Source organism: Pseudovibrio sp. POLY-S9 (assembly GCF_001431305.1).
Taxonomy (GTDB): Bacteria; Pseudomonadota; Alphaproteobacteria; order Rhizobiales; family Stappiaceae; genus Pseudovibrio.
The window spans coordinates 2,447-14,099 of the sequence record NZ_LCWX01000092.1 but is presented as its reverse complement, the minus strand read 5'-3'; the positions used below and the strand labels follow the sequence as shown (position 1 = coordinate 14,099).

Below are 11,653 nucleotides of genomic sequence, written 5' to 3'. Positions count from 1 at the left end.
CTGCGCCCGCAAGTCATCGATATGAAGGGTGGTTTTTGCCGTTAGCGAACGCAGTTTCTTTTCCCAGATTTTGGTATATTTGCTCTTGGCTAGAAGATCGGCCATTTGGTTCAGGGTAACAACAAATTCGTCGGATTCTTCAGTTGGCTTCATTCATATTTCTTTCCTGTATAGAGAAGGTCCACCCTTCTTCAAGAAGAGTTACCAGCCTCAACCGGGGACTATTTGTCCTCGCTGTGGCTGTAGGAGAGTAAGAAAGTATCATACTGACCAAGGCTTCTGACCTGCGCCGTAATGCGAAAACTCCGACAAGTGAGAGGCCGCGACTAGCGTCGAGGGCCATTACCTGCCATTCAAGTGTTTCCATCAAGAGTTGAGGCTGCCCGCATAGAAGGCACTGTTGTTTCTTTCGTATTTTGAAAGAACTTACTTTCTATCTTGAATGAATGTCAGAATTGTCCGCTCCAGCTCCTCTGCTGCTGGGGAAGTGGGTGTTTCTGACTTTCTGATAAGTTCAATTTCTCGGTGGAGGCCTGCTCCTGGGAGCGGAATAAAACTGATCTCGTCTGTGTTGAGCGTCTGAGCACTTGTCTCAGGTAGAATAGTAATCCCGACCTTGTTACGGATCATTGCTATCAATGATGTTATGTTGTGGACTTTTAAGCCAGATTCAGCGTGTAGCCTCTGACAAGCCGGAACCTGAATTGACTGAGACAGATTGTTTGCAATCAAGCGTTCTTCTTTCAAGTCTTCCCAACTCAAGTCTTGATCTTTTTGAAGCAAACCGCTGGATTTGTGGCAAAGAATACCAAAGCGATCTGAGAAGAGAGTTTGAGTGTGGAATGAAGTTGCGTGCCCTTGTGTGGATGCAATGCCTAGATCAATCCGGTCTTTTGCCAGTTCGCGCAGGATGGACGCAGAGTCCATATCGCGGAGCTCGATGTGAACGTCTGGGCGCGCAGATAGATATTGGGCGATGACTTCAGGCATGATTGTGTTTGCAACGGATGGCACAGCAGCCAATCGCACTTTTCCGCTTTTTGCTTTTGCGAAGTTCACAATGTCCTGAACCATGCCGTCAAATTGATAAAGTTCCCGCTCTGCCTGCTCCAGAACGAAAGATCCAAGCGCTGAGAGCCGGTTCTTACGATCAGTCTCAAACAATGATTGTCCCAGATTTTCTTCCAGTTGTTTTAGCATCATGGAGAGTGCTGAAGGTGTGCGCCCAAGAACCTCGGCTGCATCACTAAGGTTGCCGGTTCGTGCAACAGCGACGAAGCAACGAAGCATCTCAATCTTGATCTGCATTTCAATTTTCCTGAAACAAGTTACAGAAATTTGATTTTGACTGAAATTGTATCATGTGTCCATAGTCTGCTCAGTAATTCTACAGGCGAATAGGCAGCAGATCACATGGTCGACACAAAACTGAATCTCATTGCAGGAAACTGGACCGCTGGCACAAGCGAAGTTGAGAACCAGAACCCATCGGATCTGAGTGATCTTGTTGGTCTATTTGCGCAGGCATCCGCTGATCAGCTGGAAGCGACCTTGGACCAGGCACGCATTGCTCAGGCGGAATGGGCTGCTTATGGCATTGAGCGTAAATACAACGTGCTGAATGCGATTGGAACTGAGATGATGGCGCGTGCCGAGGAACTTGGCACTCTGCTTTCTCGTGAAGAAGGTAAACCTCTCGCAGAAGGTAAGGGCGAAGTCTACCGTGCGGGCCAGTTCTTTACCTACTATGCCGCTGAAACACTGCGTCAGATCGGTGAAAACGCAGATTCAGTGCGGGATGGTATCGAGGTTGATGTCCGTCGGGAAGCTGTTGGCGTTGTTGCGATCATCTCTCCGTGGAACTTCCCAACAGCAACGGCTTCCTGGAAGATTGCTCCAGCGCTTGCATTTGGAAATGCTGTTGTCTGGAAACCGGCAAATTTGACGCCTGCTTCTGCTGTCGCTCTGGCAGAGATTATTGAGCGGCAAGACATACCCAAAGGCCTCTTCTCACTGGTCATGGGCTCTGGTCGCGACATTGGTCAACGTTTGGTTGAAAGCCCAAAGGTCGATGCGATTTCCTTCACGGGTTCTGTTCCGGTTGGCCGCGGCATTGCATCAGCAGCTGTTCAGAATTTCACACGTGTTCAGATGGAAATGGGCTCCAAAAATGCTCTTGCAGTCATGGATGATGCCGACCTTGATCTGGCTGTATCTTTAGCAATCGGAGGGGCGTTTGGCGGAACCGGGCAGAAGTGCACCGCTTCTTCCCGTCTGGTTGTCCACGAAGCCATTCATGATGCGTTTGTTGAGAAGCTCATTGCTGGCACAAAAGCCATGAAGGTTGGCCATGCATTGCAGACGGGAACTCAGATTGGTCCGGTCGTTTCTGAACAACAACTCAACGAAAATCTGGCTTATGTTGAGCTTGGTAAGTCCGAAGGTGCTGAGCTCGCATGTGGTGGGCAGCGTCTGGAGATGCCGACACAGGGTTTCTATATGTCTCCCGGTGTCTTCCTGAACTCGAATAATTCCATGAAAATCAACCGTGAAGAGATGTTTGCACCATTGGCGGCAGTCATCAAGGTTGGCAGTTATGATGAAGCGCTCGCGACCGTCAATGACACCAATTTCGGACTGACATCAGGCATCGTGACGCAAAGCCTCGCAAGGGCAACCCATTTCCGCAGAAACGCGCGTACTGGGTGTGTGATGGTTAATCTGCCGACAGCTGGCACCGATTATCACGTTCCATTTGGTGGTCGTGGAGACAGCTCATACGGCCCACGAGAGCAGGGCTCCCACGCGAAGGACTTCTACACCATCGTCAAAACCTCCTACATCTCATCCGGAGTTCCTGTGTGATGTGGATCGACAATCTTCAATATGCCAACTGGTCTGAGAAAATCTTTCGGCAAATGCGGGCGGGGGGATTAGACGCTGTTCATGTAACGATCGCGTATCATGAGAATTTTCGCGAGACAGTGCTCAACTTTGAACAGTGGAACCACTGGTTTGAGCAATATTCCGATCTCATTATGCCCGCATATGTCGCTGCTGATATCGATGTCGCACGCGAAACCAACCGCACAGCAATCCTCTTTGGGTTCCAGAACCCAAGCCCGATTGAAGATGATATCGGCCTTGTCGAGATCGTACACCGTCTTGGTGCGCGGTTTATGCAGCTGACATACAACAACCAGTCGTTGCTTGCCACAGGTTGCTATGAAGCTGAAGATACCGGCCTTACCCGGATGGGCAAACAAGTTGTGAGAGAGATGAACCGGGTTGGGCTTGTCGTGGATATGAGCCATTCTGCCGATCGGTCGACGATTGAGGCTGCGGACTATTCTGAAAGACCGATCGCAATCACGCATGCCAATCCGTTTGATTGGGCACCTGCACTGCGCAACAAAAAAGATGATGTCATTCGGGCTGTCGTAGAAAATGGCGGAATGCTGGGCTTCTCGCTTTATCCGCATCACCTCAAAGACAAATCGGCGTGCACGCTTGAAAGCTTCTGCACGATGATTGCACGGACCGCAGAAAAGTTTGATGCGCAACATTTGGGCATAGGCTCTGACCTTTGCCAGGACCAGCCAGATAGTATCGTGGAATGGATGCGCATGGGGCGTTGGACAAAAGAGACGGATTACGGTGAGGGCTCGGCGAGTGCACCGGGTTTTCCGCCAATGCCTACATGGTTCGAGAGCAACAAAGATTTTGGCAATATTGAGAGAGGTTTGCGAACTGCAGGTTTCAATGAGGAGGAAACTGCGGGGATCATGGGCCGAAATTGGTACTGCTTTTATGAAAGCAGTTTTCTCGCAGCACCAGCCGAAAAGAGGCTGCTTAACTCACCCCCATCGGAGTTGAAGAAGAACTGTTCAGCCTAACTGAACATGCTGCATTGCCGTCACCAGGGAGGGAAACATGACGGACATTACCAAGCAATCTGTAGAGGATACGAACGATACCAATATGCCGCTGCTTGCGATTACAGGTGGCTTTATCGTGCTCTTCTGCTTAGTCGCACTCATCAATCTCGATGTATTATCGGCATTTGTTGATTGGGGCTTCAATATTTCTGCAACATACTTCGGCTTGTTTTGGCAGGTGCTGCTTCTGTCAACGTTTCTATTGGGCTTGATCCTTTGTGTATTGCCGGGCGGTAAGGCGATCATGGGCAACCTGGCAAAGCCAGAGTTTACGGTCTTCCAGTGGGGCGCAATGATCATGTGCACCCTGCTGGCAGGTGGCGGTGTCTTCTGGGCTGCAGGTGAGCCAATGGCGCACTTCCTGTCATCGCCTCCACTGTTTGGCGCAGAAGCCGGTACGGAGGCTGCCGTGGATGCAGCCATGGCACAAAGCTTTATGCATTGGGGCTTTTTGGCCTGGGCGATCCTTGGCTCTTTGAGTACCGTCATGCTGATGCATTATCACTATGAAAAAGGATTGCCACTCGCACCGCGGACCTTGCTTTACCCAGTTTTTGGCGACAAAGCGATCAACGGTCCAATTGGTCTCATAGCAGATGCGTCAAGTATCATTGCTGTGGTTGCTGGAACCGTGGGTCCGATTGGCTTCCTAGGGTTGCAAGTCAGTTACGGTCTGAGTGATCTGTTTGGCATTCCAGATGGGTTTACAACACAAGCTGTTGTGATTGCAGGCCTGGTCGCGCTCTATACGATTTCAGCCATCTCGGGTCTTTCCAGAGGTATCCAGCTTCTGAGCCGCCTGAATGTCATTCTGGCTGCCGGTTTGCTGCTCTTCGTTTTGCTTGCGGGTCCTACAGCCTTCATCTTCAACAGCTTCTTTTCAGGTTTTGCAACATACCTTGGCAACTTCTTCGGCATGGCGCTCTATCGCGGTGAAGCTGGTGTCTTCGGAGAACCGGGCTGGCTTGGTTGGTGGACTGTGTTCTTCTGGGGCTGGTTTATGGGATATGGGCCGTTGATGGCGATGTTCATCGCGCGTGTCTCTCGTGGCAGATCCATTCGCTCTATCGTGATCATGCTGTCCATTGTCGCGCCAATTGTCACAAACTTCTGGTTCACTATTGTCGGCGGTTCTGGAATTGCGTTCGAACTTCAGCAGGCTGGCTCAATCGCGACTGCTTTTGAAGGCTTTAACCTTCCAGCTGCACTTCTGGCGATCACACAGCAACTTCCGCTTGGCTTCTTTGTCTCTATCCTCTTCTTGGTTTTGACAACGATTTTCGTGGCCACAACGGGTGACTCCATGACCTACGTCATCTCTGTCACTATGTCCAAGAGCGGTACACCATCTATGGCAGTCCGTGTGTTCTGGGGCATTGCAATGGGCATGATGGCAATAATCCTGATTTCTGTTGGGTCTGGCGGCGTTTCAAAGTTGCAGAGCTTTATCGTCATCACAGCGGTACCAGTATCCTTGCTACTCATTCCGTCACTTTGGGATGCTTTGCGCATCACAATAGCGAAAGGAAGAGACAGCTAAGCATGTTGCCCGAGTACATATATCCTATATGGCTCGGGCAATTTAAGCTTCGGATTGTCCAGAGGATGAGATGATTATGAGTGTTTGTGAAACCGATGCAATCCAGCTGCGTTCACCTGATAAGGTGATGAAGTTGAGCAGGCTCGGTTCAATCCATCAATCGCGCCTGTCCTTCATGCGTATTCTTTTAAGACGCATGCAGAATGAGAATTGGCGATTTGACCGACCTGCCTTTGATATTGATGAAAACGGTGTCGGGCATGCTGTCTATTCCGCTCATGGTCTGGATCGAACCTACTCTCTGGTTGCCTTCTCGCATGACCTGCCAGCTGGGAAACGATCAGATCGCGTGATCGCGGATGCCTGGGATGCAACGTTCGCTCTTTTTGACGGTATTCCGACCTCTGAGGATATTGAACGTCTTTCTCGCAACGTACCTTTGCAAGAGGCTGGGCGCATTTGTGAGACTGAGCTGTCGCTGTCACGCGCTAACCGCTCAACGCGTTTGTGGGAGCACATCGTGGCGGCTCTGGCAGAGGGAGAGCAGCCGGATCTAGAGAAGATCGAAGCCGTCGGATATCTCATGCGCACCACTGCTGTGTATGGGTCAGGCAAGTTTGGGGCGGCTGATCGCGAAATGATCGCGGACCGTCCTGAGTTCCAAAGTCCGTTCCAGGTGGAGATGCTTTCCGTCTTTCTGACACGCGCGTTTGTACGCGACCTTGTCGAGCATATGGCGCGGATGAAGGGAGGACGCAAAGCAGTTAAGTTAGATCCTGCTATCGCTCGGTCTATGGGCATCGGGAACTCGACCGGGCTGGGAATGGCACCGTTTCTGCTCAATCACCCTGTGCTGTTTAACAACTGGATTGCCGCGAGGGAACAAGCTACTGCACGCGTACGTGCACTCCCTCAGGCAAGTGAACAAGAGATTGAACTCTTTCGTGAGTTGCTGGAACGCAGCATTTTATTGACGGCGTCCTGGACAACAGACCATGAGGTCCAGTCTGAAAAGATTGAAGGACTCAAGCGTGATCTCGTAGTGTTGCAGCAGCAAGCTGGAACACTCTCTGAAACCAGTGACCATCCCTGGAACCAGCTAAATGCCTGGGCAGAAACAGAACTGACTCTTGAAGGGCAGGAGTGTCTGACTTCATTGATGTTGGAACCCTATGGCGCCCTTGTGGATGATCTGGCAAACACCATGGCCGCTGACAATACGCCAACATTCCGCATAGCCGGTGCAATGACACTCGGTGATCTGCGAGGGGTTCTTGAACGTGTTTATGGCTGGGCTCTGGAGATTGATTGGAGCGATCAGCAGAATAGAGCAAAGGCTTGGTACGTCTCTGAAGAAAAGCTGGAGCCGCGTCTGGGTGAACGCTTTGAAGAGCCGATTGAAGAATATGAGCAGCCTTTAGCGCCCGGGCGAGATGCAGCTGCGCTTTATCATGCTCTGGGCCACTGGCCAGAAGACAAAAACATCGCTCAGTTTCTGTTGAGGCATCCTGAATACCGGCACATCGTTCGCCGCGCTCAGATTGTCAATCAGGCACCCTATGCTGAAATCCGCGACAATACGATTGCAAGCGATGTTCTGCCGATCGATATGCTGAGATGTAAACTTGCCTTTTTCGGTGCAGTGCAATTCGATCCGCGCTCTGATCGTTGGGTACGCATCAACATGTATGCAAACGCGCCTTATCCGGAGGAGTTGGCGTTACAATCTGATGATTTCTGGGTCTATCCAGCACTGAGCAGGGGCAACTAGATGAGTTATTCTCTCAATGAAATCGAAGCGATGTGCAAGCGTGCTTCTCGTGGTGCAGGGTTGCCATGGGGCTTATGTGAGGAGGCTGCCAAAGGAACGCGCTGGCTCGCGTCCTTTGGGTTTCCTGGACCGGATTTGCTGGCCTCACTCTTAGAGTTGAATGATAGGCTGCCAGCGGTTGATCTGTCTCCAGTGGCACTTCAGGGCATCTGGCGTGCTCCAGCGGGCAGGCTAAGCCCACTGATTGCTGGCGCTGCGATGAGCGATTGTGCGATCAAAATGGAGCTGGGCAACATCATAACAATGCTGGAAGTTGATTACCCATTGCTGGTCGTCCCTTTTGCCTCCGGTGCAGCCCTTCGTCTTGGCCAGCCAGTTGCTGTGGAATGGGAAGGCACGCGCATGGTGACCAACGGTAAGGAACTCTGCGTTCAGGGCAATTCTGAGGCAATTTTATCTTCTCACGCGAAACGAGTTGAATGCTCAGCGCCAGCACAAATGCTCTCGCAAAGCAAACCTATCCATCGAGCGGTTGTTGGGGATGCATGTTGGATGCGGCTTGGAGCATTTGCACAGCGAACCTTTGCTCCGGCGACAGAAACATCCCGCCTACGTGGAGCTGGAGCTGGTTTGACAGACAACGACTAACCAGCCGTTGCTCCTAAATCTCAAAATCACGAAATCCGATGCAAGAGATCAGGTGTTTGATGAACACGCTGACTGATAAAAACTGGAGTAAAAATGAGCTCAGAACTCAAAAAATTAGGCGGTTCCAAGCGCTTTTCTGCAATCGCAATTCACAATGATGTTGTTCACTTGGCAGGTCAGGTGTCTCAGCTGGTTGAGGGTGACATCACCGAACAGTCAAAAGACGTTTTTGCAAAAGTTGACAGCTTGCTTGCTGAGGCAGGGACAACTCGTGAAAACGTATTTTCCGTCCAGATCTGGCTGGCAGACATGCGTGAATATGATGGGATGAATAACGTCTGGGATGAGTGGGTCGCTGATCTCAACGCAGCCCCAACACGAGTTTGCGTCGAAGCCCGCATGGCGAAACCTCACTACAAAATCGAGGTTCTAGTGCTCGCAGCGCTTTAACTGACTTGCAAGGTTGATCAGTAGACAGTCAGGCCTACTGATCAATTATATCAATAGGCTTATTATGTGCACCTTGTAGATTTGCCATCATCAACTAAAAGATGAGTCCTACATTGCGTAAGTGGGTATCACATATTCAAAATAGCAAAATGTTGATGGTGAAATTTGGTTTAATGGATATGAGCCCGACGTAATGCTGCCACTGCTATCAGATCTCAGTTACCATTGAAGGTAAGCACCTCACCCTTTTAGTAAGCAACGGTCCGTTTTGTGAGACATGAACGGAGCATTTGTTCAAAGCGACTTAGAGTTGAAATTTCGCTATGCCCTTGGTTACCCTGAGATAACGCAAATGGCGGCTAATGGTCATGAGTAATTGCAGATCGCCAATAAGAGCTATTGTAGAAGCCTACAGGTGAGCGCGATTCAGCTCATAATGGGAACGTCCGATGGTCGAATTTTAGCTCATTCTGAATTGCAGGGCTCATAACTTCTTTACTTCATGAAGCTGTTAGGCCTTTTCAGTAAAAACAGGCATTGACTTTAGCTATCCTAAAGAGCGGCAAATGCTCGTTAGGCTGGATATGATCCAATCTCTTCTTCTTCAAGATTTCACTGGTCCTTCCCAGGCCTTTGCTTGCCTGCGGATAGTTCGGGACCACGGCGCAAGCGGCTATGTGGTTTTCGCAAGGGCTTGATGTTTATGTTCATGTTGTTGTTCTCAGTTTTTAGCCCCGCTAATCCTATGGGTTTGTGGAGGAATTCAGTTTCCTTGCATTGACACCTTGCGCCAATCATCGCATGATCAACTTGAGGCGTCGAAACCTCGGTAACGCGGCACCGCAGCCGCTTTCTGCGGTCTTTTTGTGTCTGGAGTTAGCTCTCCAAACGCAACTCTCGCTTATGGGCGGGAGGGCGGTGAATACAATACCCTTCACGGGGGAATAAACCCGCCTGTCGTTACCAGGTTTCGAACCTCCCGCTCGCCAGTGGGTTGTCGAAAGCTCTCTGTTGAGTGGTTTGTTCAACAAGCCTGTAACGAGGGTATTTTGATGACTGATACTGGTAAAGAGAAATGCGCCCATACGTCCCTTCGCAATGAAGTGGACCAGCTTCACCTCACAGCCAACCACCTCAAAAATCTAGTCTATTCCATGAGCGTGGTTTTGAGTGAACGCATGGAGCACACACAGGAATATGAAGCGTTGCTGACGCTGTTTGATACTGTGCGCAATCACATTGAAGATGTGCAGGGAAGTAGCGAGAAGATTTCCGAGCTGCTCGAACCTTGCGCGCTGCAAGTCTCCAAAGACGAATAATACGGAATGAAGAGGGGCATTGCCTCTCACGGAATATTCTGGCTTGGGAAGCGTGATGCTTCTCAGGCCCTTTTTGTTGATCGCTTGAAGCGGGCATGCTCTTTATCAAGAAGAATTAAAGTTGCACCCTGACGGGCGTTGACGACCCTCCGACAACTCTCAAGAGTTAAAACCTCAATGAAAGCCTGTGTCCTGACGACTAATGACGACATTAACAGCTTTTCCAGAATTAATTTGAAAGGGTCTTTGCAGGAACCAAGAGAGGCAAAATCGCGCTTTCAAACGCTCTCATTTGCTTACATAGTGCTGACACAGGGCACAAATGCAAAAAGCTCCCGGAAGGGAGCTTTGCTAAACCTCTTTATATACCATGAGGTTAAATGGTGAGCCCGCACGGGTTCGAACCGTGGACCTACTGATTAAAAGTCAGTTGCTCTACCAGCTGAGCTACGGGCTCACTAAACACGAGACGTTTGTTGGTGGGTGCATAGGGATTCGAACCCTAGACCGGCTGATTAAGAGTTATTACTAACTCTTTAATTTTCAATCAGTTACGTAAGTCTGGTATAAAAAGTCTTACGTTCACCGCGTGTTTGTCTCAGGCCGCTTGGCCTGTGGGTTGGGCTTGTAGCCTTTGAGTTTCGGAAGCGCAAGCGGTTTTTTCATCATCCACAGACAGAATAAGCATTTCCCACGCAAACCTTTTACGTTTGCGTGAGACATTTTTATGAGACTTTAAGACCCTCCACGGTCAAGCTTCTCTACCGCATTCCTGAGATATTTTATGTCTGACCGGATCTCCGCCACAAAACGAACAGTCTCAATTTTATCATTGTCCGCCTTGAGGCTTTTTGCCTCCAGCACCACGATCCTCCGTCCATGGTCTTCCTGGCTAGAGCGGAGCTCCTGCCAACCAATGCTCAAGCTCACAATCAAACCAATGATCGTGATGATGTTTCCAATAGAGATCTCGGAGCGTATCCACTTATTCCGCACTTCCTGAGCCATAGCCGCCTCCTCAGGTGACTTTCCGGATCTTCTCATCCGAGCGCTTCCAGACATAAACACCAAGCACAGACGTACCGCACATTAGGAAGGTCACAAGGAACCCGGAGAGGATACCCAATAAGGCGATCGGATCTGGAGCAGTGATGATCAAGTAAATCAACGATAGCCCCAGCAGAAAATACACAACAGCAAACAACAGCCCAAACACGGGCCGCCAAATCCGCGTGAGCAACCCTTTCGCTTTGGCCTCTGCTCGCATAGTGGCGTTGATGCTGCTGAGCATTTCGACCAGGTGCGTTTTGTCCTCGTCTTCAACAACACGGATCATCGGAGCAATACCCTCCGGATCGCGCTCAAACTCGGCAACGATCGCCTCAGGTGTTGGCTCAACGCCGATACCCTCAGCAATCTTATTCACAACACTGGTCGCGATCTTGCCAGCAGGATCGCCTGCAACCTGAGAAACAAGCTCGCCTAAGAGCGGAGCACCAATGCTGACCAGGATGGGAACGAGTGCAGATAAAGCCATGATACCCCCTTATAGAGTTTCTGCTATGGAACTGAGTTTCCGGCGATACGCTTCAAGGCGCTCTCCGGACACGTGCCGTTTGTAAAAATAGAAAAGAGCCACGCAGACCAGAACGCCTGCTGCAAGCCAGAGGAACTCAGACTGAAGGACGAAAGACGGATCAACCTGGTCAGCACCAACGCCGGAGGCACCACCTGCCGATCCTGTAGCCTGGGCAGCTTTGGTTTGACGCTTTTTGTCCTGGTTAACCACATCCGCCGTTGCAGTTATCTTCTTGCTCTGCTCTTGCGGCTTGTAGCCAAGATGATCTAGGACCATCTGAGTTGCATCAACTTCGACCTCTGCAACACGCCGCGTCCAGCCCCGGCCAAATGTCTTGAAGTTTCGCAGACGCTGCAGAAACCCCAGACGATAGGCACACATCCGGCGAATAACAGCCGTACGCTCCAT

The 11,653-nt window shown here is 50.3% G+C and carries 10 protein-coding genes, 1 tRNA gene and 1 pseudogene; 7 read left to right on the top strand and 5 right to left on the bottom strand.

The window, feature by feature from the left end; genetic code table 11:
• Positions 1 to 426: 426 nt before the first annotated feature.
• The gene (locus tag PPL9_RS08170) at positions 427 to 1,308 is read right to left on the bottom strand and encodes a LysR family transcriptional regulator (protein ID WP_057462241.1); all 882 of its coding nucleotides are present in this window, start codon (positions 1,306 to 1,308) and stop codon (positions 427 to 429) included.
• Between the two features lie 105 nt (positions 1,309 to 1,413).
• Between PPL9_RS08170 and PPL9_RS08165 the strand changes: the two genes are divergently transcribed.
• The 7 genes from PPL9_RS08165 (at position 1,414) to PPL9_RS08135 (ending at position 9,666) form a co-directional block, all read left to right on the top strand.
• Positions 1,414 to 2,865 (top strand): aldehyde dehydrogenase family protein, encoded by a 1,452-nt coding sequence (locus tag PPL9_RS08165; protein ID WP_057462240.1) that lies wholly within the window; start codon positions 1,414 to 1,416, stop codon positions 2,863 to 2,865.
• Positions 2,865 to 3,896 (top strand): membrane dipeptidase, encoded by a 1,032-nt coding sequence (locus PPL9_RS08160; protein ID WP_057462239.1) that lies wholly within the window; start codon positions 2,865 to 2,867, stop codon positions 3,894 to 3,896. The genes PPL9_RS08165 and PPL9_RS08160 overlap by 1 nt, the downstream gene beginning before the upstream one ends.
• 37 nt (positions 3,897 to 3,933) lie before the next feature.
• The gene (locus tag PPL9_RS08155; protein ID WP_057462238.1) at positions 3,934 to 5,478 is read left to right on the top strand and encodes a BCCT family transporter; all 1,545 of its coding nucleotides are present in this window, start codon (positions 3,934 to 3,936) and stop codon (positions 5,476 to 5,478) included.
• 76 nt (positions 5,479 to 5,554) lie between these two features.
• Positions 5,555 to 7,249, top strand: coding sequence for a hypothetical protein (locus tag PPL9_RS08150; protein ID WP_244273366.1), 1,695 nt, complete (start codon positions 5,555 to 5,557; stop codon positions 7,247 to 7,249).
• Positions 7,250 to 7,897, top strand: coding sequence for a DUF3726 domain-containing protein (locus tag PPL9_RS08145; RefSeq protein ID WP_057462236.1), 648 nt, complete (start codon positions 7,250 to 7,252; stop codon positions 7,895 to 7,897).
• A gap of 93 nt (positions 7,898 to 7,990) precedes the next feature.
• Complete coding sequence (locus PPL9_RS08140) at positions 7,991 to 8,347, top strand: RidA family protein (RefSeq protein WP_057462235.1); 357 nt, start codon at positions 7,991 to 7,993, stop codon at positions 8,345 to 8,347.
• 1,052 nt (positions 8,348 to 9,399) lie between these two features.
• The gene (locus tag PPL9_RS08135; protein WP_057462234.1) at positions 9,400 to 9,666 is read left to right on the top strand and encodes a hypothetical protein; all 267 of its coding nucleotides are present in this window, start codon (positions 9,400 to 9,402) and stop codon (positions 9,664 to 9,666) included.
• A gap of 381 nt (positions 9,667 to 10,047) precedes the next feature.
• Here PPL9_RS08135 and PPL9_RS08125 read toward each other — a convergent pair.
• The 4 genes and pseudogenes from PPL9_RS08125 to PPL9_RS32785 form a co-directional block, all read right to left on the bottom strand.
• Positions 10,048 to 10,123 (bottom strand) — tRNA-Lys (locus tag PPL9_RS08125).
• A 278-nt stretch (positions 10,124 to 10,401) separates the two neighbouring features.
• Positions 10,402 to 10,674 carry a hypothetical protein gene (locus PPL9_RS08120; protein ID WP_057462233.1) on the bottom strand — a complete coding sequence of 91 codons (273 nt, stop codon included), beginning with the start codon at positions 10,672 to 10,674 and terminating at the stop codon, positions 10,402 to 10,404.
• A 10-nt stretch (positions 10,675 to 10,684) separates the two neighbouring features.
• Entirely contained in the window at positions 10,685 to 11,203 is a 519-nt protein-coding gene (locus PPL9_RS08115; RefSeq protein ID WP_057462232.1) for a 3TM-type holin, read from the bottom strand.
• A 9-nt stretch (positions 11,204 to 11,212) separates the two neighbouring features.
• A pseudogene (locus tag PPL9_RS32785) lies at positions 11,213 to 11,653 on the bottom strand (hypothetical protein); the annotation flags it as partial.